Raw genomic sequence first — 26,345 nt, forward strand, 5'->3', positions numbered from 1 at the left:
GGCGGTGAAGCCGGCCAGCGGATCGCTGCGGCGCTCGGCGAGCGCAGGCGCGGGCCGGCGCACTTCGTCGGCGAAGGAGGGGCGCGCAGGCCGCGGCGGCGGCTCGGGCATTTGCGGCTCGGGGATGTCGAGCAATTCGGGGCGCGGCGAGGGTTCATCCCAAGCGGAGGGTTCGGGCATCGGCGCAAGGCGCGGCGGCTCGGCGTTCCCGGAACGTTGCGGCAACTGATCGCGACTCGCGGCCGCACGCACGATGTTGGGCTCGACGACGATGTCGGTCGGGCCGCCGATCATCAGGAGATGTTCGACATTGTCGCGCCGGACCAGCACCAGGCGGCGGCGGCCATCCACGGCGGCAGCGTCGATCACGGCGAGCCGGGGCATCCTGCCGCGCTGCGTATTGGCACCCAGCCGGTTCGTCGCGAATCGGCGAACCAGCCACGCGGCCAAGCCGATCAGCGCCAGAACGACGATGAATGCTAGAATAAAGGTCAAAGGGCCTTGCATGCTTGTCCCCGGCAAATGGCGCTTGTCTCACGCGGCCAACGGTCGAAATCCATACCGACCGCCAGCCCGCGACGCCCCAGAAGTTCGATCCCTTAACACCTCACGGCAAGTTCTGCCGTCCCCAGTTCTTAATAACCCATGAATCGTCCGATCCAAAACGACTTTCTGGGGAATTGTTCCGGAGCCAAGCGATTGGGTTAACGAGTGTTTTGGACGCGTAGAATCACGGGGGCGAAACCGGCGCGTCTCGAGGAGGGACATCTGCCGCCGGCATCTTAACCAGCCGTTAACCATACACGCGGCAAATTCTGCCTAGCGCCGGGCCTGATCCGGGGCAAGGAGCCGCAAGCCATGTCCATCAACGATCTCCCGGTGCTCTCGGCGCTTCGCACCAAGATGCAGTGGCACCAGGAACGCCAGCGCGTCCTGTCCGAGAACGTCTCCAATTCCGACACGCCCAACTTCCGGCCGCGCGACCTGGTCGAGCCCAAGTTCGACAAGACCGGCGCGGTCACCGGCTCGATGGGGCCGCTCGCAATGGCCCGCACCAGCGCCACGCACATGACGCCGTCCGGCGCGCCGTCGAGCTTCGACCAGAACAAGAATGCGGGCTTCGAGACACGCCCTGCGGGCAATGCCGTCAATCTCGAGGAGGAGATGATGAAGTCCGCCTCGAACCAGATGGACTACGCGGCCGCGACCTCGCTCTACTCCAAGAGCCTGCATCTCCTGAAGACCGCGATCGGCAAGGGCTGAGAATTGAGGGAGGCGCATCATGGCGAATGACAGTAGCGACTTTGCCCGCTCGATGGCGATTGCGACCTCCGGCCTGCGGGCGCAGGCCGGGCGAATGCGGGTGATCTCGGAGAACATCGCGAACGCGGACTCCACCGCCCAGAGCGCCGGCGGCGATCCCTACCGCCGCAAGGTGCCGACCTTCTCCTCCGCGCTCGATCGCACGCTGGACGCGCAGGTCGTCACCCTCGGCAGGATCAAACCCGACCAGTCCAACTTCCGCGTCAAATACGAGCCGAACAATCCGGCCGCCGACGCGAGCGGCAACGTCAAATATCCGAACGTGAACTCGGTGGTTGAAATGACCGACATGCGCGATGCGCAGCGGTCCTATGAAGCCAATCTCAACATCATCAGTGCAACGCGCCGGATGATCCAGCGCACGCTCGACATCCTCAAGACCTGAACAGGGGGCTGAACGCCATGGCTTCACCGACGATTGCCGCCAACGCCTATGCCAACCTCGCGCGCGTGCTCGAAAACAGCGCCACCGGCAAGGGATCGGAGACGAACGGCCCGTCCTTCGCCGCGCTGCTCAAGGATTCCATCGGCAGCGTCATGGAATCCGGTCGCAAATCCGATGCGCAGACCGTGGCCATGGCGAGCGGCAAGGCCAATGTGATGGACGTGGTGACGGCGGTGGCCGAAACCGACGTCGCCGTCTCGACCCTGGTGTCGGTGCGCGACCGGGTGATCCAGTCCTACGAAGACATCATGAAGATGGCGATCTGACTCCTCCCACTCGTCATTGCGAGCCACCGGGTCCGCGCGTAGCGCGGCCCGATGACAGGCTCCGCGAAGCAATCCAGAAGCTTTCCGCGGGCGCCAGTCTGGATTGCTTCGCTTCGCTCGCAATGACGGGGAGAGGGCGTCGCGCGGCTTGCCAGAGCGGTAGGGATACGACTTTGAATGAAGGAAGTGCGCGATGACCGGACCTGAAACGCTTGACGTGGCGCGGGATGCGATCTGGACGATCGTGATCGTGTCGTCGCCGCTGATGGTGGTGGGGCTCGTGGTTGGTGTCGTGGTGTCGCTGTTCCAGGCGCTGACGCAGATCCAGGAGCAGACCCTGATCTACGTGCCGAAGATCCTCGCGATCTTCGCGACCATGCTGCTGGCATTACCCTTCATGGCCGACGCGCTCCATTCCCACATGCTGCGGATCTCGTCGCGAATCATCGGCGGCTGAGGCAGTATGCGTAGACCATGCGCATCGACGTCTCGCTGCTGCCGGCGCTCGCCGCGGCCTTCATGCTTGCCTTCGCCCGGGTCGGCGCGATGGTGATGCTGCTGCCGGGCCTCGGCGAGACCAATATTCCGACGCGCATCAAGCTGTCGATCGCGCTGCTGCTCACGCTGATCATCCTGCCGCTGCATCGGAGCGCCTATCACGTCGACATGGGCTCGATCGCCTCGCTTTTGGTGCTGATGCTGCATGAAATCGCGATCGGCATCGTGCTGGGCGCGACCGCGCGCGTGACGCTCGCCGCGCTCCAGGTCGCCGGCGCCGTGATCGCGCAGCAGATGGGGCTCGGCTTCGTCACATCAGTCGATCCGACGCAGGGCCAGCAGGGCGTGCTGGTCGGCAACTTCCTCACCATGCTGGGCGTGACGCTGCTGTTCGCGACCGACAGCCATCACCTCGTGATATCAGCGCTCAACGACAGCTATGCGATCTTTGCGCCGGGCGAGACGATGGCAAGCGGCGATGTCGCTTCCCTTGCAACGCGCGCCTTCGCCGCCGCGTTCCGCCTGGGCTTGCAGCTCTCCGGGCCGTTCCTGGTGTTCGGGCTCGTCTTCAATATCGGGCTTGGCGTGCTGGCGCGGCTGATGCCGCAGATGCAGGTCTACTTCGTCGGTGTGCCGCTCTCGATCTTCGCCGGCTTCCTCGTGCTCGCCGTGGTGCTCGCGGCGATGATGGGTACCTTCCTCGATTATTTCATCGGTGTGATGCACCAGATGATGCCGCTGAAGTGACGGGCGCAACATGGCGGACGACAACGATCCCGAGAGTCAAACAGAAGACCCGACGCAAAAACGTCTCGAGGAGGCGCTCGAGCGTGGCGACGTCGCCAAGAGTCAGGAGATCAACACCTGGTTCATGATCGCAGGCGGCACGCTCGTGGTCTCGACCTTTTCCGGCTCGGTCGGCAGCGGGCTGGTGACGCCGATGCGCAACCTGCTCGCCAACTCCTGGATGATCAAGACCGACGGCGGGAACCTGCTTGCGCTGATGCAGCAGATCGAATTCGCGGTGCTCGCGGCGGTCGGCGTGCCCCTGCTGATGCTGGTGTTGGCGGCCATTGCCGGCAACATGCTCCAGCACCGGCTGGTATGGTCGGCCGAATCCCTCAAGCCTAAATTCAGCAAGCTCTCGCCCGCCGCCGGCTTCAAGCGCATCTTCGGCAAGCAGGCAGCGGCGAACTTCCTCAAAGGCATCGGCAAGCTGATCGCGCTCGGCGTCGTCATGACCATGATCCTGTGGCCCGAGCGGCACCGCATGGAGGCGATGGTCAAGCTCGATCCGTCCGCCATGCTGGGCGCCACCACCAGCATGACCATCCATCTGCTCGGCGCGGTGGTCGCCGCGCTCGCGATCGTCGCCATCGCCGACTATTTCTTCCAGTACCGCAGCTGGTTCCAGCGCCAGAAGATGTCGCTCCAGGAGATCAAGGAGGAGTTCAAGCAGTCCGAAGGCGACCCGCACATCAAGGGCAAGATCAGGCAGTTGCGGCAGCAGCGCGCCAAAAAGCGCATGATGGCGGCGGTTCCCAAGGCCTCCGTGATCATCACCAACCCGACCCACTATTCGGTGGCGCTGTCCTACGAGCGCGGCATGCAGGCACCGATCTGCGTCGCCAAGGGCGTCGACAATCTCGCCTTCAAGATCAGGGAGATCGCCAGCAAGCACGACATTCCGATCGTCGAGAACGTGCCGCTGGCACGCGCGCTCTACGCTACCGTCGAAATCGACCAGGAAATCCCCACGGAGCACTACCATGCTGTTGCCGAGGTCATCGGCTACGTCATGCGGCTGAAGCGCGGATTCGGCGCCGGACGGCAATAAAGCACCCGAAAAGTACCGGAAATGGCTGTAAACTGGGAATCAGCGTACGTTTCGCCCCTGCCGCCCTTGCGCCTGCGGGTCCGATTCAGGCAGGGAGGGCCCGTTGCGCGCGGTTCGCGCGTTCTTTTCCTGCCGACAGGCTGTGCTGACCTGGGATGACCGCCGAGACCGACCACAACCTGTCACGAGAGCCTGTTGCGGTGCATGAGCCGCCGCAGCGCTCGGGCAGCATTGCGCTGGTGTTTCTGGTCGCGGCGATGCTCGTGGCGGTCGCCGTCGGGCTGATGACGCTCGGCCGGACGCAGGCGCAGCCCTATATCCTGGGCATCCTCGCCGTGCTGGCGATGGTCGGTCTGTTCAACCTGTTCGCCTTCGCCGCCGGCATCGTGCGTTTCGCCGACCGCAATCTCGACGATCCCATCATCGCTCGCATCTCCGATCATGCCTTTGACGGGCTCGCGGTGACCGATCCGCGCGGCCATGTCGTCTATTCCAACGCGGCCTACCTGACCATGACAGGCGCCTCCGGCCCGCAGGACGTGCGGCCCGTCGAGCGCGTCTTCATCGGCAACCCTGATGTGTCGGAGGCCGTGTTCCGCCTGTTGAAAGCCGCCCGCGAAGGCAAGCGGCAGCAGGAGGAGGTGCGCATCTCCGGCCATGATGGCAGCCAGGGGCGCTGGCTGCGCATGCGGGTGCGCCCGCTCGGCACGGGCAAGCGCGAGGCCAGATATGCGGTGTGGTCGATCGCCGACATCACCCGCGACCGCGAGCGCCAGGAGGACGTGTTCCAGGAACTCCAGCACGCGATCGAATATCTCGATCACGCGCCGTGCGGCTTCTTCTCGGTCAATCCGGCCGGCGAGCTCGCTTACGTCAACGCGACGCTCGCCAACTGGCTCGACTATGATCTCGCCGAGATCGGCTCGGGCGGTCTCAAGCTCACCGACATCGTCTCCGGCGATGGCGCCTCGCTGCTGACCTCGATCGTGGCGGTGCCGGGCGAAGTGAAGACGGAAGTCTTCGACATCGATCTGCGCATGCGCACCGGCAAGACTATGCCGGTGCGGCTCTATCACAAGCTGGCCTTCGGAGCCGACGGCACGCCGGGCCCGTCGCGTACCCTCGTGATCAGCCGCGCCCGCGACGAGCGCAGCGATCCCGACCGCGCCGCCGAAGTGCGCTTCATGCGCTTTTTCGACCACACGCCGATGGCCATCGCCACGGTCGACCGCGGCGGCAATGTGGTGCGGGCGAATGCGCGTTACGCCAAGCTGGCGCAGGGCCTTGGCCTCGACAGCGCCAGCAAGTCGATCTTCCGCGCGATCAATTCGCGCGACCGGCAGTTCCTGATCGCGGCGATCAACCAGGCCGCCGAAGGGAAGGCCGACATCGCGCCGGTCGAGGTGGCGCTGGAGGGGCCGAAGGAGCGCTGGGGACAGTTCTTCGTCACGCCGGTCGACGAGGGCGAGAACGACGCCGAGGCCGCGATCGTGCACATGCTCGAGACCACCGAGCGGCGCGCGCTGGAGAACCAGATCAACCAGTCGCAGAAGATGGAGACGGTCGGCCAGCTCGCCGGCGGTATCGCCCACGACTTCAACAACGTGCTGTCCGCCATCATGATGGCGAACGACTTCCTGTTGAACGCGCACAAGCCGACCGATCCGTCGTTCCAGGACATCATGCAGATCAAGCAGAACGCGACGCGGGCTGCGACCCTGGTGCGCCAGCTCCTCGCATTCTCGCGCCGCCAGACGCTGCGGCCGCAGGTGCTCGATCTCGGCGATGCGCTCTCCGATCTCACCATGCTGCTCCGCCGGCTGATCGGCGAGAAGGTGAAGCTCGATCTCGTCCACGGCCGCGACCTCTGGCCAGTCAAGGTCGACGTCTCCCAGTTCGAGCAGGTGATCGTCAATCTCGCCGTGAACGCGCGCGATGCGATGCCCGACGGCGGCAAGCTGATCATCCGCACCGCCAACGTCGCCACGGAGGAAGCGGGCAAGCTCGCCTATAAGGGCATGCCGGCGGCGGACTATGTGCGGATCGAGGTCGCCGACACCGGCACCGGCATCCCCGCCGACATCCGCGACAAGATCTTTGAGCCGTTCTTCTCGACCAAGGAGGTCGGCAAGGGCACGGGGCTCGGACTCTCCACCGTCTACGGCATCGTCAAGCAGACCGGCGGCTTCATCTACGTCGATTCCGAGCCGGGCAAGGGCACCTCGTTCCACATCTTCCTGCCGCGGCATCATGCCGAACCCGAAGCGCAGGTCGAGACGCCGGTGACCGGCACCGCCGCTGTCGCCACGACCAACGGTGCGGCCAAGGAAGCGCCCGCGGCCGAGGCCAAGCCGCGCACCGATCTCACGGGGCAGGGCACCATCCTGCTCGTCGAGGACGAGGAGGGCTTGCGCGCCCTCAACGCGCGCGGCCTGCGCTCGCGAGGCTACACCGTGGTCGAGGCCGAGAACGGCGTCGAGGCCATGGAGGTGCTGGACGAGCAGAGCGGTGCGATCGATCTCGTCGTCTCCGACGTCGTGATGCCGGAGATGGACGGCCCGACGCTTCTGAAGGCGATGCGGGAGAAGAACCCCGACATCAAATTCATCTTCGTCTCCGGCTATGCCGAGGATGCCTTCGAGAAGAGCCTGCCCGAAGGCCAGCAGTTCGACTTCCTGCCAAAACCGTTCACGCTGAGCCAGCTCGTTGCTGCCGTGAAGGAGACGATGAAGGCGGGGTGAGGCTGGACAGGACAGGACCACGCGCAGCAAACTCCGAAGTCGTCCTGGCGAAAGCCAGGACCAATTACCCCGACAGTATGTTGCTCAATGAAGCTGTCGACACAGCCCACCAAACCAATGTGAGCCGGTGATAATTGGTCCTGGCTTTCGCCAGGACGACCGTGGGAGGCATCGCGACAACAATCCTACAGCAGGGGTAATTCCGCACCACCCCGCGACTGAGGGCCGCAGCCGCAGGTTCCGAAACCGGCTTCACTTTTGCGTTCCACAGCCCATCTTAGTGGCACTTCCCCATGCCGGGGATTTGGGAAACGCACATGAATTTCTCGTTACGCGGCCGCAGTCTCGTGAAGGCGATGGCCGTCATGCTGGCGCTAGCGCTGCCGACCGCGCTCGCGATCACTTCCGCCGACGCTCGTGTCGGTGGCGGCTTCTCGTCGGGCTCGCGCGGTTCGCGGACCTTCTCGGCGCCGCCGTCGACCTCGACCGCGCCGGGCACGACCACACCCTTCAACCGCACCTATAGCCAGCCCGGCTCGACCGCGCCGACGGGCGGCGGCCTATTCAACCGTCCGGGTGGCAGCATGCTGCGCGGGCTCGCGGCGGGCTTCATCGGCGCCGGCCTGTTCGGCCTGTTGTTCGGCGGCGGCCTGTTCGGTGGCCTCGGCGGCCTGTCGTCGATCCTCGGCCTGATCCTCCAGATCGTGCTGGTGGTGTTCCTGGTGCGGATGGCGATGTCCTGGTGGCAGCGCCGCCATACGCCGCAGGCGGCCTATGCCGGGGCGGGCGCAGGCAGCGGACCGCAGCCAAGCTATCGCAGCGGACTTGGTTTCGGGCTCGGCGCCAACAACGCGCCGCTGGAGATCCAGCCGGCCGATTACGAAAGCTTCGAGCGCCTGCTCGGCGATATCCAGGCCGCCTGGTCGAATGAGGATGTTGCAAAGCTGCATACGCTCGCGACGCCGGAAATGGTCGCTTATTTCGAGAAGGACCTGGCCGAGAACCGCGCCCGCAACGTCGTCAACAAGACTTCCAACGTGAAACTGTTGCAGGGCGATCTGGCGGAAGCTTGGCGCGAGGACGTGACCGACTATGCGACCGTCGCGATGCGCTTTGCGCTGACCGACAAGACGGTCGATCGCAACACCGGCGCGATCGTCGCCGGCGGCGAGCAGCCGAGCGAAGGCACTGAGGTCTGGACCTTCGCACGACGGCCCGGCAGCAACTGGGAACTGTCGGCGATCCAGCAGACCAACTGATCGCCCTAGTTCAGGGAACAAGGGCGTCGTGCTCCGGCACGGCGCCTTTTTGTTTGGGTACTTCACGTTACGGCGGCGGAATAATGCGGCGCGCCTCGGGTTCGAGTCAGGCGGCGGCCGAAATAAAATCACAACCGGAGGAAGCGATGACCCGTTTCGAGAAACCGACGACATCCCCAAGCCTCGCGCTCGCCGTGGCTGCGCTTGCCTTGCTCGCAGCGCCGTCTGCGCAGGCGCAATCCGCCGACATGACCTTCTTCGTCACCTCCAGCGGGCCCGGCAAGGGCGCCGATCTCGGCGGTCTCGATGGCGCCGACGCGCAGTGCCAGAAGCTCGCGCAGTCCGCCGGCGCCGGCACCAAGACCTGGCGCGCGTATCTCTCGACACAGGCTGCCGACGGCAAGCCGGCCGTCAATGCGCGCGACCGTATCGGCAAGGGGCCGTGGCAGAATGCGAAGGGCGCCGTGATCGCCAAGGACGTTGCCGACCTGCACGGCGCTGCCAACAATCTCACCAAGCAGACCGCGCTGAGCGAGAAGGGCGAGGGGATCAATGGTGTCGGCGACTCGCCGAACCGGCATGACGTTCTCACGGGATCGCAGGCAGATGGCACCGCATTTGCCGGTCCGGACGATCGCACTTGCAAGAACTGGACGTCGAGCACGCAGGGCGCCGCGATGGTCGGTCATCTCGATCGCCGGGGCCTGCGCGACGACGAGCCCTCGAAGTCCTGGAACAGCTCGCATCCGTCGCGTGGGTCCGAAGGCGGCTGCTCGCAGGCCGACCTAAAGAGCACCGGCGGCGACGGGCTGTTCTACTGCTTCGCGGCGAATTGAGCAGCGCCCAGCTCTCAATTCATCGTCATTGCGAGGAGCGAAGCGACGAAGCAATCCAGGCTGTCGCAGAGGAGCGATTCTGGATTGCTTCGCGGAGCCTGTCATCGGGCCGCGCTACGCGCGGACCCGGTGGCTCGCAATGACAAGCCGGTGGGGGACAGCATTTCCTCCCGCCAGCGACGGAACTTGCATCGCGTGCTATACTTGTCCTGGAATTGTCCGGGACCTCCCCCCATGAAATACGAGCTCTACTACTGGCCCGAGATCCAGGGCCGCGGCGAATATGTGCGGCTGGCGCTGGAGGAGGCGAAGGCGGCCTATGTCGACGTGGCGCGCGGGCCGCGCGGCACGGGCGCGATGATGAAGATGATGGATGCGCAGGGCTCTGCGCCGCCCTTTGCGCCGCCGTTCCTGAAAGCCGGCAAGCTCGTCATCGGCCAGACCGCCAACATCCTGCTTTATCTAGGCGCGCGCCACGGCCTCGCGCCAAAGACCGAAGCCGGCAAATTGTGGGTGCACCAGCTCCAGCTCACGATCGCCGATTTCGTGCTGGAGGTCCACGACACCCATCATCCGCTCGGGCCGTCGCTCTACTACGAGGACGCGCGGCCGGCCGCGAAGAAGCGCACGGCGGAGTTCTGGAAGGAGCGCGTGCCAAAATATCTCGGCTATTTCGAACAGCTTCTCGATGCCAATGGCGGCGTCTACGTCACCGGCCGCAGGCTGACCTACGCCGATCTCTCGCTGTTCCAGATCGTCGACGGCCTGCGCTATGCGTTTCCAAAGCGCATGCGCGCCTTCGAGAAGGAGGTCCCCGGCCTCGTCGCGTTGCGCGACCGTGTTGCGTCGCGGCCGAACATCAAGGCCTATCTCGCAAGCGAGCGCCGCATTCCCTTCAACGAGCAGGGCATCTTCCGCCGCTACAAGGAGCTCGACGCGTAACTTACCAGACGCCCGGCAGCAGCAGATGGCGCACGCGCGCGGCATAGTCGGCATAGCCGGGCAGGCCCTGGATCAGGGTGCGCTCTTCGATGCGGATGCGGATCGCAAACAGGACGAGGAACAGCGGCACCATCGCGACGCCCCACCATGAGCCGAGCAGCAGCGGCACGCCGAGGAAGAACAGCACCATGCCGCTGTACATGGGGTGCCGTACATGGGCGTAGGGTCCGGTCGAGACCACGTGCTGCGCGCGCTCGGTTTGCAGCTTCACCACGGGTGCGGCGAACGAATTCTCGCGAAACACCCATAGGATGAACGCCGTCGAGGTGAGGTACAGCACGAAGCCGAGCACCTGCAAGGCAAGCGGCATGTCGGAGGAGCGATGGCGTCGATCCAGACCCATCGCCACCAGCCAGATCAGTATCGCCACGATGAACGCGGCCATGAAGACCTTGTCGGCGGCCGGCTGCTCCTTCTGGATGACGGGTCGGAGGCGTTCGGCGAGCAGCGCCGGATCGAGCCGGTACAGCCACCAGCCGCAGAGCGGGCCGAGCAGGGCGGCGGTGATCAGTATCACCCATGCACCCGGCCAATCGAGCGTGCCGGCGCCCGCAAACAGCAGCGCGCCCATGCCGACGACGACGATCGAGTTCTGCAAGAGCAGTCTTGCGATCATGCGCGTTTCCCTGCAATTTGCACATGATGCTAGAGCCGCTATCTGGCAAAGATGCGGCCCGAAGGCGGGCGAGAAGCGGAGGTTAGGCGTACTGATCGATCCGCGTGCCCTGGCCCGGCGGCAGCGGCGGAGCCGGCGGCGCCTGATAGCTGGAGTCGGAATCGTTGGCCTTGGTCTGGTCGTCCTGCTGCTTGGTCGTGTCGTAGTTCGGCACCACGATCGCGATCGGGGGCGGCGCAACGGTGGAAACACTCATCCGCAAATCCTCACAGATTGAAACACGCGACCATGACCCGCGGGAGCCGAAGCTTCCGTGAAGCAGATCGTTAAAATGCGAGGGATTTTTGGGCGGATTCCTGGGCGCGCTTGCGCTTCCGGCTCACTCGTCCTTCGGTCGCGTTATCGCGATCGCGGCGTCGGTCTTGCTGCGCGTGCACTCCATGTTCAGCCGCTTGTAGCGCATCGACACCTTGTCGCCGCGCAGGATGCCCATGCGCTTCAAGCAGCGCGTCGTGCCCGTCGTGGTGTCGTCCTTGGGCAGCGTGAAGATGATCGCCGCCGCCGAGGCCACCAGATCGTAGAACTGCGGCGTCGGCCGCCGGTCGCCCTTGGCATAGAGCTCGTTGGAATAGGTCTGCCCCTGCGCGCGACAGCCGAGCGACAGCTCCTTCGCCGCCGGGTGGGTGAGATAGATGATGTTGGCGGCCTTGAAGTTGACCTTCAGCCCGTCGATGCCATTGCCGAGCTGCTTTGCGATGTCGTCGCACTGGTCCGCACGGGCGGGGGAGGCGAGGACGGCAAGGCCGGTAATTGCGGCGGCAAGCAGGATCGCGCCGCGGACGTTCAAGTTCAATGTCATGATGAAAAGCCCCTTCGGGCGGGCATTCAACAGTCGGCGGGACCGAAGTGCAAGGGGTGCAACCCGGCATGGTTGTGCAGGGGGCAGTGAACCGTGACCGCCGCACGACAGCGACCGGAACGACCGACCAGGGCAGCGAATCGAGATGGCCGGACGGCACAGAGCTCCCTTCCTTTTGCGCCAAAAATGCGCTTAGAACGCTTCTATGCCAGGGGCCTGCAAGAGGGCTCCAGAACCCGAGATCCACCCCATGAACGCTCCCACCGCCTTTCCCGACCAGTCCCAGCCCGTTCCGCCCTACAAGCACACCCCGCTGTTTCCGTTGGGCAAGGACGAGACGCCCTACAAGAAGATTTCCAGCGAGGGTGTGCGGGTCGAGAAGGTCCTGGGCAAGGACATGCTGGTGGTCTCACGCGAGGCGATGCGGGCGCTGTCGGAGGCGGCCTTCGGCGAGATCAACCACTATCTGCGGCCGGGGCATCTGAAGCAGCTCCGTGCGATCCTGGAAGACGGCGAGGCCAGCCCGAACGACAAGTTCGTCGCGCTCGACTTCCTGAAGAACGCCAATATCGCGGCCGGCGGCGTCCTGCCGATGTGCCAGGACACCGGCACCGCGATCATCATGGGCAAGAAGGGCTGCAACGTCATCACCGACGGCGAGGACGAGGCGGCTCTGTCGGAAGGCGCGCGTGATGCTTACTTGCGCCGCAACCTGCGCTACTCGCAGGTCGCTCCCCTGTCGATGTATGAGGAGAAGAACACCGCCAACAACATGCCGGCGCAGTGCGAGATCTACGCCGAGGGTGACGACGCCTACAAGTTCATGTTCATGGCGAAGGGCGGCGGAAGCGCCAACAAGAGCTTCCTGTTCCAGGCAACGCCCTCGGTGCTGACCAAGGACCGGCTGCTCGCCTTCCTCAAGGAGAAGGTGCTGACGCTGGGCACCGCGGCGTGCCCGCCCTATCACCTCGCGATCGTGATCGGCGGCACCTCGGCCGAGCTCTGCATGAAGACGGTGAAGCTCGCCTCCGCCCGTTATCTCGACGCGCTGCCGACCCACGGCTCGCCCGACGGCAATGCCTTCCGCGACGTCGAGATGGAGCAGGAAATCCACAAGATGACGCAGTCGCTCGGCGTCGGCGCGCAGTTCGGCGGCAAGTATTTCTGCCATGACGTGCGCGTGATCCGCATGCCGCGCCATGGCGCTTCGCTGCCGATCGGGTTAGGGGTGTCCTGCTCGGCCGACCGCCAGGTGCTCGGCAAGATCACCAGGGACGGCATCTATCTCGAGGAGCTCGAGCACAACCCGGCGCAGTATCTGCCGCGGGTCGAGCAGACGCTCGGCGGCGAGGTCGTCAAGATCGACCTCAACCAGCCGATGAAGGACATTCTCGCGACGTTCTCGAAGCATCCGATCAAGACGCGGGTGTCGATGACCGGCACCATGATCGTCGCGCGCGACTCCGCACATGCCAAGCTGCGCGCGCGGCTGGAGAAGGGCGAGCCGCTGCCGGACTACTTCAAGAACCATCCGGTCTACTACGCGGGTCCCGCGAAAACGCCCGAGGGCTACGCCTCCGGCGCTTTCGGTCCGACCACGGCAGGCCGCATGGATTCTTTCGTCGACCAGTTCCAGGCCGCGGGCGGCTCGATGGTGATGGTGGCCAAGGGTAACCGCGCGCCGGCCGTGCGCGAGGCCTGCAAGAAATACGGCGGCTTCTATCTCGGCTCGATCGGCGGCGCCGCGGCGAACCTCGCCGAGCACTGCATCAAGAAGGTCGAGGTGCTCGAATATCCCGAGCTCGGCATGGAAGCGATCTGGCGCATCGAAGTGGTCGATTTCCCGGCGTTCATCATCATCGACGACAAGGGCAACGACTTCTTCAAGGAGTTGAACCTGGGCTAGGCCGCGGCCTCGCAAGAGGTCGCGAAGCATCCTGATCAAGTCGCCACGCGTTCGGCCGTGCCGCTGGCCGGCGCGCGGCCTCGTTTCGTTCGGCCGGGCCATCTCTGCCTGAACCAACCAAGGCTATTCATCTCGTGTCATTCCCGACCACAAGTCCGCCGCTCGCTCGCGCTCTCGCCGAGCGCAACTACGACCGGCCGACCCCCGTTCAGATCGCCGTACTTGCGGACGAAGCTGTTGACCGCGACCTTCTCGTTTCGGCCCAGACCGGCTCGGGCAAGACCATCGCTTACGGGCTCGCCATCGCAAAGAATCTGCTCGGCAGCTCGGAGCGCTTCGAGCGGGCCGCCGCACCGCTTGCCCTGATCGTCGCGCCCACCCGTGAGCTCGCCTTGCAGGTCCATCGCGAGCTCGCATGGCTCTATCAACATGCGGATGGGCGCGTCGTCTCTTGCGTCGGCGGCATGGACCCGCGCCGCGAACAGCGCGAGCTTGCCGCCGGCGCTCACATCGTGGTCGGGACGCCCGGCCGATTGAGCGATCACTTGCGGCGCGGCCATCTCGACATCTCGGAATTGAAGACCGTCGTTCTCGACGAGGCCGACGAGATGCTCAATCTCGGTTTTCGCGAGGATATGGAATTCATCCTCGAGACCACGCCGGACACGCGTCGCACGTTGTTGTTCTCGGCGACGTTTCCGCGCGGCATCGTTGCCCTGGCAAAGCAGTATCAGCAACATGCCTTTCGGATCGAGGTTGCGGGCGACGAAGGCGGTCATGCCGACATCGAATACCGCGCCATCCGGATCGCTCCAGGTGACGTCGAGCACGCGGTCGTCAATGTCCTGCGTTTCTGGGAGTCACCGAGCGCACTGGTGTTTTGCAACACGAGAGATGCCGTCAGGCATTTGCAGGCGGCGCTGCTCGAGCGCGGTTTCTCCGTGGTCGCGCTCTCCGGCGAGTTGACGCAGAACGAGCGAACCCAGGCTCTGCAGGCGTTGCGGGATGGACGTTCCCGCGTTTGCGTGGCGACCGACGTGGCGGCGCGTGGCATCGATCTGCCGAGTCTCGACCTCGTCGTTCATGCCGATCTGCCGAATGACGCGGAGGTCATGCAGCATCGCTCGGGTCGCACCGGCCGTGCGGGCCGGAAGGGCGTCAGCGTCCTGCTGGTGCCGCCGGCGCGACGACGGCGTGCCGAACTGCTGTTGAACCTGTCCGGCACCGACGCCGTCTGGGGCACGGCGCCGCAGGCGGATGAGATCCGCAAGCTCGATCATGAACGCATGTTGAAGGATGCGGTGTTCACCGAGGAGACGACCTCCGACGATCTGGTGCTGGCGCGGGCCTTGCTCGCCGAGCGGTCGCCTGAGGATATCGCCGCCGCGCTCGCGCGTCTCTATCGCGCGCGGCTTCCTTCGCCCGAGGACATTCTCGATCCCGGTGAGGGGAGCGGCCGGCCACGCGACGGGCGCGGTCGAGAAAACGCGAGAACCTTGCGCGGCGATGACCGTCCCGCCGGGCCCCGATCGAAGACGGGAAAATCATCGTCCCGTCACGGCATGGCGGAGGCCAGCGTATGGTTTCGCGCCGCCATCGGACGAAGAAAGAATGCGGAGGCGCGCTGGCTGTTGCCGATGATTTGCCGTCGCGGCGGCATCGACAAGCGCGACATCGGCGCCATCAGGATTATGGACACCACCACCGAGTTCGAGATTTCGGAGCGGGTCGCGGAATCCTTCGCCGTCAAGATCCGGCGTCCGGACAAGGAAGACAGCATACGCATCGAGCCGATGGCAGACGCTCCCCAGGGACAGGTGCCTTCGGACAAGCGCACGCACGCGCCTCGGCGCGAGGCCGGCGACACCGATCACAGCGCGCGTCGCGGCGACGAGGCTCGTGACCCGACAACACGGAAGCAACGCGGCAAGCCGCACACCGACGGCGGGTCGAAATTCGGCAGCGATCCGGAGTTCGGAAAGAAGAAGCACAGGAGCAAGCCCGGCCACACCGGCCAACCGCACCAGGCAAGCGCATGGCCCGCGCAGGGCGCTCGCGGAAAGAAGGCAAAGAAGAAGCGTCGCGGCTGATCTGTCGAGAAGTAGCCAATCGGCGAGACGGACGGCTGAACTCAGCTACAGTTCGTGACCTGATTGGAGCAGAGCGAGCGCCACCAGCCGCGCACACCGTCGTGGCTCTCGACGAGGCCCCAATGCCCGCTACAGGCGAGAAGTCGCCTCGGTCCGCCATCCGTATCGAGTGCGCCGCCGAGCTCGCGCTTCGCCGGCGTCCATTTGGCGTCGACGAACGGGGCCTGGAATAATCCGCCCATGCGTGTGCCGCCGTTGGCGAAGGCTGCACCAACCTTGTTGGCCGCGACCCAGCCGCGTCCGGCATAGGGCTTGGGCGCGTTACGCGGATATTTCCTGTCGTCTTCATAGTCCTTGCCGGGCGGCTTCGCGCCCTCGATCAGAAACCAGCCGTCCCTGAAGCCGATAATGCGGAACTCGTTCAGCCAGCCGCCCTCGGGCGTGTTCTCGCTGCCGCCCATCTTGAGCCGATAGGGTGGGGGCAGCGTGCCGAGCACGCGCGCCTTCACCGACGGCTCGGCGCGCACGTTGAGGCCGTTCGGGTCCTTGTCCTCGGACCATGCACCGAGATCGCAGGGCTCGGTGCCATCGGGGAGCGCGTCGCGTCTTGTCGCAAGCTCGGCCTGGAGCTTGTCATACTCGCTCTCTTCGCTATCGGGATCGCTCATCGTGGTGTCGCGGTTGCCGCGCGCCGGATCGGTGCGCGGCTTCAACTCCGCCGACACCGCGCGCGTCGCATCCGGCGAGAGCTTGACGACAAGCACCTGACGCGGCGCGAACACGCTCGCGGGTGCCCTCGGATCGTTTGAATTGGAGCGATCGACCGCGAGGTAGCCGGTCATGCCGGCAGGATCGGTGCGATAGGCCTCGCCTGCGACATATCCCGCAGGCACCAGGGCGAGCGCGCTTGCGCGCCACGCCGGTTCATTGTCACTTGCACGGCTCCCCGTTGCAGTTGCGACGGACAGGACCGTCGCAGCGATGAGACGAAGAGCGCGCATGGGTGAAGAGGGCGGCTAGGCGCGCGTGCCGGTGAAGGGGAAGCTGCCCATCGGGCCGATGCCCATCTCACCGCTCATGCTGTCGCCGGAAACCGTTCCGATGAATTCGAGCGTCAGCGGCATCGGATTGGTGATCGAGACCTTCCAGTTGACGGCGTCGCCGCTGACCGCACCGTCGAAGATCTCGGCGGTGTTGCCTTCCGCGCCCTGCGTGCCCGTGAGCGTGCCGCCCGAGCTCGTCAGGCTCAGCGTCGCCTGGCGCTCACCCATCGGCGTCGTCATGGTCAGATTCCAGTTGCCGTCCACAGCCATTCCCGTCTCCCTAAACTGTCGTGGTGAGCCCGCGTTGCGCGGTCCGACCGGAGTTGAGCGTATAGCCCAACTCAAAGCCGCTGCCTAACGCTCTCTTCGCCGCAGTCAGGCGCGGGCGGCGGCGCGCAGGCGGCTGGTGATGATGATGCGGAAGATCACGTACTGGATGGCGAAGGCCACGATCTTGGCACCGACGGCGACGACCGAGACGTAGAACGCCCACAATTTGAGATCGCCGGTCCAGGCGACCGCGATGGTGCCGGCACCGAGCACGAACATCAGCACGGCCCAGGCATAGCCTGCGGCGGTGACGTATTCCGGAATGACGTCGGTCACGCGTGCCGGCATGTAGCGCAGCATCCAGCCGGGCTTGAGCATGATCGCGCCGATCGCGAAATGCGCGATCGAGGGCTTTGCCAGCACGAAGCGCGGATCCTGGGTGAGAATGGTGGCGGTCCCGAGCACGATGACGAGCGCGAGCGAGGCATAGGTCATGTAGCCGAGCGCCTTGCCCTTGACGCGGGCATAGATCACCTGCGCGATTGCCCCTGCAACGGCCAACGATGTCGCCAGGATGATGTTGTCGGTTACGAGATAGATGACCAGGAAGACGATGGTCGAGAGGAAATCGGAGGCGAGGCGGGCGAATACGTCCTTCATCGTCGGTCCTGTCGGTTAGGCGTTGGGCAGCGCGGCGGGCGAGCCGTACTTGATCCTGCGGTACTCAGGATACCACTTCGTGAAATAAAGTGCGCTGTTGCGGGCGGCGATCGCGACGGCAAGGCTCGACCAGATCGGCAGGCCGGGGACGTAGAGCAGCACGATGTTGGAAGCCATCATCAACAGCGCGGCCGCGGTCCAGGCGGCGGTGATCGTGTAGTTGGCGCGCAGGAAGCCCGGCATTGCCGCCGTCTCGGCGGGGACTTCTTCGAGGGCATATTGCAGCGTGAAGGGGCGGCGGGCCAGCATCGAGCCGAGCGAGATGATGAAGATGCCGGCATCGACCGACACTTTCACTGCGAGCGCGTTCAGCGCGGGATCGACGATTGCGAGGTAGACGCCAATGCCGGCGAACAGGATCGCCGATCCGGCGGCGAGGATCTTCACGGAGCGGCGGCGCAGGACGTCGATCGTGATGGTGGCAAGGCAGATCGCGGACGCCGTGAACACGCTGACCTTTGCCGAGACCAGGAACATCAGGAAGCCAAAGGCGCCATAGGGGGCAAGGATCAGGAAGATTGTCATGAGCCGCCTCGATCAAGCCGATCTTTACAGTGTAAAGATCAATAATTCAGGCCGAAGGCGTGGTCAAGCAAAATCTTTACAGTGTCAAAATGATGTGAATGACCTGTAAAAAATGAATTACGGCAATGGCTTGCGACGATATTTCGTCGGCGAAATCGCCCAGCGGCAGCCGCGACAGGATTGTCAGGGCGCACGTGATCAACAGGCAAATGGTGACGGTAATGCCGCCGACGCGGCCGATCTGAAACCGCAGCGAGTTCGGCGCGGCGGAGATGCCAAAGGGGTGCAGCAGCCGCGACAGCACGAGTGCGCCCATCAGGAGGTGAATGCGCAGTGCGGATGCGCCCGACATCTCGATCATGGCCACCATCAGCGTGATGATCGGCACATATTCCATGAAGTTGCCATGGGCGCGGATCGCGTTGCGCAAGCTCGTGTTGCCACCATCGCTGAAGGCGGCCTTGTTGCTCCGCCGCAGCCTGATCACCTGGAGTGCCAGCGCGGCGTAGATCAGGGCGAGGACCGCGAGATAGAAGGCGGTGATGGCCGGCATGTGCATGAGGCTTCCTCGTGACGCATCCGCAGTGTCATTCCTGGGCGCGCCGCTTCGCTCCGCCCCGGAATGACCGAAGGGGAGGGCTTACGCCGCTCCGACCCAGTTGCCGTGAAAGCCGTCGGGCACGCGGTGGCCGAGCTGCACGAGCGCGACAGGGCCGTCCTCGACATCGGTGGCGTTGAACACGGCGAGATCGCTGCGGTTCTCGCGGGCGCGCCAGACCACCGCGAGCAGCCAGCCGTCGCCTTCCGCGGCATCCTTGCTTCGCTCGACGAATACCGGCTCCGAAATGCTGTCGCCGGCCGGCAGCAGATAATGGCCGAGGCGGTTTCCCGCACCATTGACGTGCACGATGCCGGACAGTGCGGTGAACATCGGCAGTTTTGGATTGGCGCAGGCGTACCAGCCGTGGCTGGTCTTCGATCCTGCACGCCGGTCATCGACGCGCGGGAATTCGCCGGTGAGATCGTCCAGATAAGTCTGCTGGAAGCGGTCGGTATTCCCGGCGAGATCGAAGGTCCAGCGGCAATGCCGCGCGAACGATTTCTCGGGATTGGTCGGCCTGCCGTCGGGATGCGGAAACAGCGGTGCCTCCTCGAACTGCATGACGTCGGCGACGATGCGGTTACCGTCCTCCCAGGCGTTCATGACGTGGAAGACGTAGCAGGCTTCGGTGCGGAACCAGACGATGTCCTCAGGTTTGCCGTTGCGCTTCATCACGCCGACATAGGCGCCTTTCTCAGGATCCCAGGCATAGGGCGGCCGGCCCTTCATCGCGCGCTCCATGCTGCCCGTGATGGGCAGGATCGGAAACAGCACGTGGTTCTCGGTGACGATGAAGTCGTGCACCATGCTGGCATAAGGCGCCTCGAAACGCGTAAAGCGCGTCGCGTTGCCTGCGGCGTCGATCGCGCCGTAGGAGAGGGTGGGCGTGAGCGGGCCGCTCGCATTGTAGCCGAAGAACACCATCTCGCCGGTCACGGGATCGATCTTCGGATGTGCGGTGAAGGGGCCGGCGATGCGGCCCTGGTAGTTGCAGTAGCCGCGCGTAGCGAGCGTGCCCGGCTCGATCTCGGTCGGCAGATGGCCTTCCTCGAGCGCGAGCAGCTTGCCGGCGTGGAAGATGACGTTGGTGTTGGCGACGCCGCCGTCGGTCGCGCTTGCCGGCGCATCCGGCAGCTTGCGGCCGAAGCCGCCGAACAGCGCGCGGCCGGCATCGTGTTCGGCCTGCCATTTCGGCGTGCGGACCCAGCGGTTGCGATAGCTGGCGCGGCCGTTTTCGAGATGGAAGGCGTGCAGCATGCCGTCGCCGACGAACCAGTGCGCGCCGGGTGAGTCGAACTGCGGATTGGGGCCGTTGCGGTAGAGCGTCCCGTTCAATTCGCGCGGCAACTCGCCGACGATTTTCAGGAACGGCGCGTCGGCCTCGAACGGGATCGGCGCGCGATTGGCCGGCACCTGGCTGAACACATCCTGCTGCATGGCGGATCTTCCCTGATCTTTACATCGTAAAGATAACGCTAGTGCCACTTCAAGCTTCGGTCAAGCGAAATCTTTACACTGTCAAAATGACGTCATATAACGGCAGTCATGGCCAAGACCGAAACCATCCGCCGTGCACGCCCCAGAAAATCGCCATCATCCGCCGCGAGGGAGCGGCCGCGCCGCGCCGCGAGCGCAAAGGCCGAGACGCCCTATCATCATGGCGCGCTGCGCGAGGCGCTGCTGAAGGCGGCGGAGAGCGTGCTGGAGCGCGACGGGCTCGCCGGACTGACGCTGCGTGCGGTGGCGCGCGAGGCGGGGGTGTCGCATGCCGCGCCGACCCATCATTTCGGCGATCTCACCGGCCTCGTCAGCGAGCTCGCCGCGGTCGGCTTCCGCCAGTTCAACGCGGCGATGGCCTCGGCCTGCAATGCCGCGACGACGCCACTCGAGCGGGCGCTGGCGCGACCCAAGGCCTATGTCGCCTATGCGCAGGCCCATCCCGGCATGTACGGCATCATGTTCCGCACCGAGCGGCTCGACTATTCCAGGCCCTCGCTGCACGAAGCCGCGGAGGCCTCCTTCGCGGGACTTGCCAACGCCATCGGCGCGATGCGGCAGGAGCAGATCAACCGCGATACCATGACGCTCGACCAGGCGGCCGCGATCGCGCGCGCCTGGTCCATGGTGCACGGCTTCACCATGCTGCTGCTCGACGGTCGTCTCGAGGACATTCTGGAGCGGCTGCCGAAAGGCACCACGCCCGAGCAGCTTTTGGAAGCCATCCTGAAGTCGACGGTGACCGGGAAGTTGCCGGTCGAGAGCGGCGCGGCCAATCCCTAACGCGTGGCGAGCTCGATCGCGCGTCCGCTTGTGCCGATGATCTTCACCTCGTCCTTGCCGCAGGTGAAGTCGCGCGCATATTGGTCGGCGGCCTTGCGCGCCAGCTCGTTGGCGTTCGCATTCGCCTTCACGTCGACATAGGCCACATGGCAGACTGGGCCCGGCGGCAGCCGCGTCACCGCGAGCATCGCCTTGGTGTTCGGCCGTCCCTCCTTGTCGAGATCGGCGCCGTCGGCGATGTGCCACCGCTGGATGATGGCGAACGGTCTTGTGCCTTCGGCGCGCCATTCCACCGTGTATTCGGTGGAATTGAAGGGGTGGAACCAGAGCTGCGCGGCCGGCTCCCTGGCGGCAAGCGTGCGGTTGCGGCCGACCGAGACCACCTCGCGCAGATCGTCCTCGGCAATCAGCACCACGAGCCCCGCCTTGCCCGGGCAGACCCGCGTCGTGCTGCCGTCGGGCTCGCTCGGCTTGCCGATCTGGCGGCAATCCTTGGGCGCGGTCGAGGTGTAGGTGCTGCCGAAGGATTGGGCGCCGGCCTGATCAAACGCGGCGCAGACGAGCAGTGCAGTCAGCCATCCGAGTGTGACATGCTTCATGACGAAGTCCTCATGCCGCGGAACTCCCCTCATTCAGACGTGTTCGTTGTGGGGAAGGTTCAAACGGGGCGTTGAGACACCTGACATGGCCGCGGAATCGTTCTAGAAGAGCGCCTTCGCCTGCCCAGGCAGGCCTCTCGTTCGTGTTTATCGTATTCGTCTGATCATGCCAGCCATCTCCTCGAACAAGCCCTATCGCGTCGGCCGCTCCAAGACCGGACTCGGCCTCTTCGCCACCAAACCGATCAGGAAGGGCACCCGGATCATCCGTTATTTCGGACCGATCCTGGACTCGCGGATTCCCGAGCAGGACGACATCGAGAACAAATACCTGTTCGAGCTCAACGGCCGCTGGACCATCGACGGCTCGGTGCGCAAGAACGTCGCTCGCTACATCAACCATTCCTGCCGGCCGAACGCGGAATCCGACGTGCGCCCGCGTGAGCGCAAGGTCTTCATCCGCGCGATCAGGAACATCGAGGCCGGCGACGAGATCAACTACGATTACGGCACCGACTATTTCAAAGCCTATCTCAAGCCGATCGGCTGCAAGTGCCCCTCCTGCGAGAAGAAGCGCAAGAAGCTCCGCGCCGAGGCGCGGGTCGAGCGGGCCAAGGTGAAGGCGCGCGCCGAGCGCAAGGCGCAGAAGGCGGCTGCGAAGGGCGCGGCGAAGAAAAAGCTCAACGGCAAGCACTTCAAGGGCAAGGTCAACGGGCAGGCGCGGGTGTAAGCCGCGACCTCCGCCGTCATGCCCCGCGAAAGCGGGCATCCAGTACTCCGCGGCTTCTCGGCTCACTCACTGCTGTCTCTGGAATACTGGGTCGCCCGGTCGCGCCGGGCGACGACTTCTCTGCGTGGTCGCGATGCGCATCACGCCATTGCAGCACTCCCGCTCCTCCGCAACCCCACATACTGCAACTCCGCGAACACGCCGGTCGCGATCGCCTGGGCGACGACCATGAGCTCGCCGGCAAGATTCGGCGACACCGCGCCGGAGAATAGCAACGCGATGCTCGCCACCGTCCAGGCGGCGTTGCCGACCACGACGAGGATCACGAGTGCTTTCGGCACCGAGCTGCGCGAGGCGAGCCATCCGACCAGTGCGGCATAGGCGATCAGGAACAGGCCGGTCTCCCGCAGCAGCGCCTCGGGCAGATTGAAGAGCGAGGCGAAGACGCCCGCGCCGAACGTGAGACCGACGGCCGAGACACCGCTGAAGATCGCGTCGGCGAGCAAGGCACGGCGCAGGAAGGTGGATGCGAAGATCATGGTCGTTCTCCTTCTGTGGGCTTCGGGGTGAAGATCAGCGCAGGCCGCGCCAGACGGCGCGAATGATGCGTGCGAGACGGAACGGGCGGAGGCTTTTTCCCACGCTGTGCTCGAAGGCCAGCACCTGCGCGAGCACGAAGTCGCCGGTCGAATGCATCAGCGGTTCAGGCATGTTGAGACTGCGCGCGAGCATGCGGGTCGCAAACTTCACCGCCCAAGGCAGCAGGGTATCGGGAATGGTCCGGTAGAGAAGCAGCACGATCATGGTCATCTCCTGTTGCCCGAGAAGATGAGCCATGGCCCTGCTCAATTCGATTACGTCCGGGGTAATGGAAGGGCCGAAATACGCATGCTAGTTTTCGACCATGAACGCACATGCATCCACGGCGCGAGCCGAGCGCGCCCAACCGATCCATATCGGCGATCACTTGCGCGACTGGCGGCAGCGCCGCCGCATGAGCCAGCTCGATCTCGCGGGCGAAGCGGAGATTTCAGCGCGGCACTTGAGCTTCGTCGAGACCGGCCGCGCGACGCCCTCGCGCGAGATGGTGTTGAAGCTCGCCGAGCGGCTCGATGTTCCCTTGCGCGAACGCAACGTGCTCTTGGTTTCGGCCGGCTACGCGCCGGCCTTTCCGCAGCGCCCGCTGGAGGATCCGGCCTTGAAGTCAGCCCGCCAGGCGATCGACCTCGTCCTCAGGGCGCATGAGCCGAACCCGGCGCTCGCCTACGACCGGCACTGGAATCTGGTCTCCGCCAACCGCATGGTGGCGCCGCTCCTCGATGGCATCCCGCAGCGGCTGCTCGGCCAGCCCTTCAACGTGCTGCGACTCGCCTTCCATCCCGAGGCGCTCGCGCCGCGCACCGTCAACCTCGCCGAATGGTGCGGGCATCTCCTGGAACGGCTGCACAGGCAATGCGAGGCGACCGCCGATTCTGAACTCATCAAACTCTACAATGATCTGAAGAGCTATCCCATTCCAGCGCGCTCCGCGCCGCTCTCGCATGACAATGTCGCGATCCCGTTCAAGCTGCGGCATGAGGGCGAGATACTAAGTTTCTTCTCCACCACCATGGTGTTCGGCACGCCCGTCGACATCACGCTGTCGGAGCTGGCGCTGGAGACGTTCTTCCCGGCCGATGAGCACACGGCGGAGCGGCTGAAGCAGATGGCGGCCAAAATGGCCTAAAGCATGATCCGGAAAAGTGTGAAGCGGTTTTCCGAAAAGATCATGCGCAAACAACAACCTAAAGCGCGATGAAGATTCATCCCAATCTGATCGCGCTTTAGCGCCCTTGCCTCGGGGCGCGTTCGGCCTATCTTCCGGCGGAACCAATGGTCCGCCCGAAGGAGATTGCCATGAGCACGCTCAAGCCGCTTCAGATCGACGTCGTCTCCGACGTGGTGTGCCCCTGGTGCTATATCGGCAAGCGCCGAATCGAGAATGCGCTGGCGCTGGTGCCGGACGTGCCGGTCGAGCTCAACTTCCGCCCGTTCTTCCTCAATCCCTGGGTGCCGCGCGAGGGCATCAGCCGCGAGGAGTATCTGACCAAGAAGTTCGGCTCGGTCGAGGCCTATAAGGGCATCGCCGGCCGCGTGGTCGCGGCCGCGGGCGAGGAGGGCCTCATTTATCGGCCCGATCTCGTGCAGCGCCAGCCCAACACCACCGACTGCCACCGCCTGATCCACTGGGCGGAGGCTGCCGGCAAGGCGCCTGAGATGAAGCAGCGGCTAATGGAGCTCTATTTCCGCGACGGCGGCGATCTCACCGATGTGAACGTGCTGGTGCAGGCGGCGGCCGATGTCGGGCTCAGTGCTGACGACGTGCGACGACGGCTCGGCACCGACGAGGACGTGGCGCTGATCTCGGCCCAGGCGCAGGAGGCCGCCGAGAAGGGCATCTCCGGCGTGCCGACCTACGTCTTCGCGCAGAAATATGCCGTCTCCGGCGCCCAGGATCCGAACCTGCTCGCCCGGGCCATCCGCCAGGTGTCGGAGGAGATCAACGCGCAGGCGGCGGAGTAGGCGTTACCTGCGAATCAGGTGAAGCACTCGCCGCGCGGTGTCCAGTGCGGCATTGCGGGCGACAAGGGCCGCATGGATCAGCGTCACCATCCGATCGTTGCGCCTCAGCGGAATCAGCACGTCGCCGATCGCAAGGCGGCCGCGCCAGATCGGGTTGATCATCGGGTGATTCGCGCTCGCGGTGGAATCGGCGCTCGCGACCGCGGGATCGGCGCAGAGATGGCGCGTCAGCTCGAGCGTGAGCTGCACGCCCGGCGAATACTTTGCAAACCGCTCCTCGATGCCCAGCTTGAAGAAGAAGGCGCGATCCTGGTGGCGCAGCACGATGCCGGCGGCAACCGGCGTCGTCCCGGCGCGCAGGCTGATGATCTCGCATTGGCCGGTTTCGGCGAGCGCGGGCGCGGCGCGGCGAATGAAGCTGGCATCGCCTGCGTGCTGGATCAGGGCGGTGCCGCGCTTGCCTTTCCAGCCGCTCGCCTCGAGCTGCAAGAACGTTTCGAGCGCTGCTTTGACCTCGTCGGGCGTGCGTGCGACGTCGAACGTGAGCGGACCATGCACTTCGAGTCTGTGCCGCTGGCGCCGAAGCTCCTTGAGCTTCTTCGCCCCGAGCGCATCGCGCAGCAGCGTATCGCCATCCTGCGTCGCATCGAGACTGGCGCGGACATGCGAGCTCAGCACGCGCGGCCTCAAGCCGTCGCGGGTCGAGATTGGAGTCAGTGATCTCATCGCTGCGCCATCGAGCGCGACGTCGCGCAGGATCAGCGCATGGGCGCCGGCATCTCGTGCCCGATCGAGCAGGCGCGCTGCGGCTTCGCTCGCGGTGTGACGATCAAGCAATGGGCTGCACAGCGTGCCGTAGGGATGCGCGCTCACCAGCGCGGGCAGGGGGATTTTCCAGGCGCGCCACAGCGAGACGACCGGCATCAGCCCGATCAGTTGCGCAGATGTGCTCACTGCGCGCAGCGCCATTGCGCCGGTGCGGCCCCGGGCAGTCGCACTGACGGCGAGCTCCCAGGGCGGCAGATAATAGCCGTTCGGCTCGATCGCCTGCGCGCTGAGCGCCTGCCATTGCCCCAAATCGACTGAGGCAAGCGGGACGAGCGGTGCGGTGTCGGAGAGGTTGCGGGCGCGCGGAGCCGTGGCATCGCTCGCCGATGCGCCCTTGATCGCAGCTCGATGTGCGATATCGACCACGTCCAGTCGTTCCCCGTTCACGCCGGCCGGGCCGGAGCCCGAGCCGCGTCACAGGCTCATGCTTAGCGCAAAGATTGGAAAATACGGTTGGCGCAAGGCTTCAATTCGAGCGGTAGCGTTAACGTCCTGTTGACCATTCGCCT

30 protein-coding genes are annotated in these 26,345 nt (G+C 65.0%); 16 read left to right on the forward strand and 14 right to left on the reverse strand.

What is annotated here, in order from left to right; genetic code table 11:
* Positions 1-507, reverse strand: a 507-nt coding sequence (locus QQL28_RS37200) for a flagellar biosynthetic protein FliO (RefSeq protein WP_284273699.1), incomplete at its 3' end; no start/stop codon positions are given.
* A 351-nt stretch (positions 508-858) separates the two neighbouring features.
* Between QQL28_RS37200 and flgB the strand changes: the two genes are divergently transcribed.
* The 10 genes from flgB (at position 859) to QQL28_RS37250 (ending at position 10,147) form a co-directional block, all read left to right on the forward strand.
* Entirely contained in the window at positions 859-1,263 is a 405-nt protein-coding gene (gene flgB / locus QQL28_RS37205) for a flagellar basal body rod protein FlgB (protein WP_284273700.1), read from the forward strand.
* 19 nt (positions 1,264-1,282) lie between these two features.
* The gene (gene flgC / locus QQL28_RS37210; RefSeq protein ID WP_284273701.1) at positions 1,283-1,708 is read left to right on the forward strand and encodes a flagellar basal body rod protein FlgC; all 426 of its coding nucleotides are present in this window, start codon (positions 1,283-1,285) and stop codon (positions 1,706-1,708) included.
* 17 nt (positions 1,709-1,725) lie between these two features.
* Positions 1,726-2,034 carry a flagellar hook-basal body complex protein FliE gene (gene fliE, locus QQL28_RS37215; protein WP_284273703.1) on the forward strand — a complete coding sequence of 103 codons (309 nt, stop codon included), beginning with the start codon at positions 1,726-1,728 and terminating at the stop codon, positions 2,032-2,034.
* Positions 2,035-2,227: 193 nt separating this feature from the next.
* Positions 2,228-2,491 (forward strand): flagellar biosynthesis protein FliQ, encoded by a 264-nt coding sequence (fliQ, locus tag QQL28_RS37220; protein WP_007612284.1) that lies wholly within the window; start codon positions 2,228-2,230, stop codon positions 2,489-2,491.
* 17 nt (positions 2,492-2,508) lie between these two features.
* On the forward strand, positions 2,509-3,279 hold the full coding sequence (gene fliR / locus QQL28_RS37225) for a flagellar biosynthetic protein FliR (protein WP_284273706.1): 771 nt from the start codon (positions 2,509-2,511) through the stop codon (positions 3,277-3,279).
* A gap of 10 nt (positions 3,280-3,289) precedes the next feature.
* The gene (gene flhB, locus QQL28_RS37230; RefSeq protein ID WP_284273707.1) at positions 3,290-4,369 is read left to right on the forward strand and encodes a flagellar biosynthesis protein FlhB; all 1,080 of its coding nucleotides are present in this window, start codon (positions 3,290-3,292) and stop codon (positions 4,367-4,369) included.
* A gap of 155 nt (positions 4,370-4,524) precedes the next feature.
* The gene (cckA, locus tag QQL28_RS37235) at positions 4,525-7,110 is read left to right on the forward strand and encodes a cell cycle histidine kinase CckA (protein ID WP_284273708.1); all 2,586 of its coding nucleotides are present in this window, start codon (positions 4,525-4,527) and stop codon (positions 7,108-7,110) included.
* A 293-nt stretch (positions 7,111-7,403) separates the two neighbouring features.
* The gene (locus tag QQL28_RS37240) at positions 7,404-8,369 is read left to right on the forward strand and encodes a Tim44 domain-containing protein (RefSeq protein ID WP_284273709.1); all 966 of its coding nucleotides are present in this window, start codon (positions 7,404-7,406) and stop codon (positions 8,367-8,369) included.
* A 146-nt stretch (positions 8,370-8,515) separates the two neighbouring features.
* Positions 8,516-9,205, forward strand: a complete 690-nt coding sequence (locus tag QQL28_RS37245; RefSeq protein ID WP_284273711.1) for a lectin — start codon at positions 8,516-8,518, stop codon at positions 9,203-9,205.
* 234 nt (positions 9,206-9,439) lie between these two features.
* Positions 9,440-10,147, forward strand: a complete 708-nt coding sequence (locus QQL28_RS37250; protein ID WP_284273713.1) for a glutathione S-transferase — start codon at positions 9,440-9,442, stop codon at positions 10,145-10,147.
* A gap of 1 nt (position 10,148) precedes the next feature.
* Here QQL28_RS37250 and QQL28_RS37255 read toward each other — a convergent pair whose 3' ends face one another.
* From QQL28_RS37255 to QQL28_RS37265, 3 genes are all read right to left on the reverse strand, one after another.
* Positions 10,149-10,823 (reverse strand): methyltransferase family protein, encoded by a 675-nt coding sequence (locus QQL28_RS37255; RefSeq protein WP_284273715.1) that lies wholly within the window; start codon positions 10,821-10,823, stop codon positions 10,149-10,151.
* Between the two features lie 82 nt (positions 10,824-10,905).
* Positions 10,906-11,079, reverse strand: a complete 174-nt coding sequence (locus QQL28_RS37260; protein ID WP_284273717.1) for a hypothetical protein — start codon at positions 11,077-11,079, stop codon at positions 10,906-10,908.
* A 123-nt stretch (positions 11,080-11,202) separates the two neighbouring features.
* Positions 11,203-11,682 (reverse strand): hypothetical protein, encoded by a 480-nt coding sequence (locus tag QQL28_RS37265; RefSeq protein ID WP_284273719.1) that lies wholly within the window; start codon positions 11,680-11,682, stop codon positions 11,203-11,205.
* A gap of 250 nt (positions 11,683-11,932) precedes the next feature.
* Between QQL28_RS37265 and QQL28_RS37270 the strand changes: the two genes are divergently transcribed.
* Entirely contained in the window at positions 11,933-13,588 is a 1,656-nt protein-coding gene (locus QQL28_RS37270) for a fumarate hydratase (RefSeq protein ID WP_284273721.1), read from the forward strand.
* Between the two features lie 134 nt (positions 13,589-13,722).
* On the forward strand, positions 13,723-15,678 hold the full coding sequence (locus QQL28_RS37275) for a DEAD/DEAH box helicase (RefSeq protein ID WP_284273723.1): 1,956 nt from the start codon (positions 13,723-13,725) through the stop codon (positions 15,676-15,678).
* A gap of 41 nt (positions 15,679-15,719) precedes the next feature.
* Here QQL28_RS37275 and QQL28_RS37280 read toward each other — a convergent pair whose 3' ends face one another.
* From QQL28_RS37280 to QQL28_RS37305, 6 genes are all read right to left on the reverse strand, one after another.
* Positions 15,720-16,679, reverse strand: a complete 960-nt coding sequence (locus QQL28_RS37280; protein ID WP_348522548.1) for an SH3 domain-containing protein — start codon at positions 16,677-16,679, stop codon at positions 15,720-15,722.
* Positions 16,680-16,694: 15 nt separating this feature from the next.
* Positions 16,695-16,991 carry a hypothetical protein gene (locus QQL28_RS37285; protein WP_284273726.1) on the reverse strand — a complete coding sequence of 99 codons (297 nt, stop codon included), beginning with the start codon at positions 16,989-16,991 and terminating at the stop codon, positions 16,695-16,697.
* Between the two features lie 105 nt (positions 16,992-17,096).
* Complete coding sequence (locus QQL28_RS37290; RefSeq protein ID WP_284273728.1) at positions 17,097-17,651, reverse strand: inner membrane-spanning protein YciB; 555 nt, start codon at positions 17,649-17,651, stop codon at positions 17,097-17,099.
* Between the two features lie 15 nt (positions 17,652-17,666).
* Positions 17,667-18,236, reverse strand: coding sequence for a hypothetical protein (locus QQL28_RS37295; protein WP_284273731.1), 570 nt, complete (start codon positions 18,234-18,236; stop codon positions 17,667-17,669).
* Positions 18,237-18,312: 76 nt separating this feature from the next.
* Positions 18,313-18,789: an MAPEG family protein gene (locus tag QQL28_RS37300; RefSeq protein WP_284273732.1), complete on the reverse strand. Its 477-nt coding sequence runs from the start codon at positions 18,787-18,789 to the stop codon at positions 18,313-18,315.
* 87 nt (positions 18,790-18,876) lie between these two features.
* Positions 18,877-20,274 carry a carotenoid oxygenase family protein gene (locus tag QQL28_RS37305; protein WP_284273734.1) on the reverse strand — a complete coding sequence of 466 codons (1,398 nt, stop codon included), beginning with the start codon at positions 20,272-20,274 and terminating at the stop codon, positions 18,877-18,879.
* Between the two features lie 108 nt (positions 20,275-20,382).
* Here QQL28_RS37305 and QQL28_RS37310 point away from each other — a divergent pair, with 108 nt between their 5' ends.
* Positions 20,383-21,117, forward strand: a complete 735-nt coding sequence (locus QQL28_RS37310) for a TetR/AcrR family transcriptional regulator (RefSeq protein ID WP_284273736.1) — start codon at positions 20,383-20,385, stop codon at positions 21,115-21,117.
* Here the strand turns inward: QQL28_RS37310 and QQL28_RS37315 are convergent.
* Positions 21,114-21,716, reverse strand: coding sequence for a hypothetical protein (locus QQL28_RS37315; protein ID WP_284273738.1), 603 nt, complete (start codon positions 21,714-21,716; stop codon positions 21,114-21,116). The two genes, QQL28_RS37310 and QQL28_RS37315, sit on opposite strands and share 4 nt — an antisense overlap.
* A 166-nt stretch (positions 21,717-21,882) precedes the next feature.
* Between QQL28_RS37315 and QQL28_RS37320 the strand changes: the two genes are divergently transcribed.
* Positions 21,883-22,446, forward strand: coding sequence for an SET domain-containing protein (locus tag QQL28_RS37320; RefSeq protein ID WP_284273739.1), 564 nt, complete (start codon positions 21,883-21,885; stop codon positions 22,444-22,446).
* Positions 22,447-22,586: 140 nt separating this feature from the next.
* On the opposite strand, the gene QQL28_RS37325 is transcribed toward QQL28_RS37320, so the two are convergent.
* On the reverse strand, positions 22,587-22,985 hold the full coding sequence (locus tag QQL28_RS37325) for a hypothetical protein (RefSeq protein WP_284273741.1): 399 nt from the start codon (positions 22,983-22,985) through the stop codon (positions 22,587-22,589).
* A gap of 34 nt (positions 22,986-23,019) precedes the next feature.
* Positions 23,020-23,250 (reverse strand): hypothetical protein, encoded by a 231-nt coding sequence (locus tag QQL28_RS37330; protein WP_284273743.1) that lies wholly within the window; start codon positions 23,248-23,250, stop codon positions 23,020-23,022.
* Between the two features lie 100 nt (positions 23,251-23,350).
* On the opposite strand from QQL28_RS37330, the gene QQL28_RS37335 reads away from it, so the two are divergent.
* Both QQL28_RS37335 and QQL28_RS37340 read left to right on the forward strand, forming a co-directional pair.
* Positions 23,351-24,172: a helix-turn-helix domain-containing protein gene (locus QQL28_RS37335; protein ID WP_284273745.1), complete on the forward strand. Its 822-nt coding sequence runs from the start codon at positions 23,351-23,353 to the stop codon at positions 24,170-24,172.
* A 170-nt stretch (positions 24,173-24,342) separates the two neighbouring features.
* The gene (locus QQL28_RS37340; protein ID WP_284273747.1) at positions 24,343-25,008 is read left to right on the forward strand and encodes a DsbA family oxidoreductase; all 666 of its coding nucleotides are present in this window, start codon (positions 24,343-24,345) and stop codon (positions 25,006-25,008) included.
* Between the two features lie 3 nt (positions 25,009-25,011).
* Here QQL28_RS37340 and QQL28_RS37345 read toward each other — a convergent pair whose 3' ends face one another.
* Entirely contained in the window at positions 25,012-26,202 is a 1,191-nt protein-coding gene (locus QQL28_RS37345; RefSeq protein ID WP_284273751.1) for a GNAT family N-acetyltransferase, read from the reverse strand.
* Positions 26,203-26,345 lie beyond the last annotated feature (143 nt).

Source organism: Bradyrhizobium iriomotense, from assembly GCF_030160715.1.
GTDB lineage: Bacteria > Pseudomonadota > Alphaproteobacteria > Rhizobiales > Xanthobacteraceae > Bradyrhizobium > Bradyrhizobium iriomotense.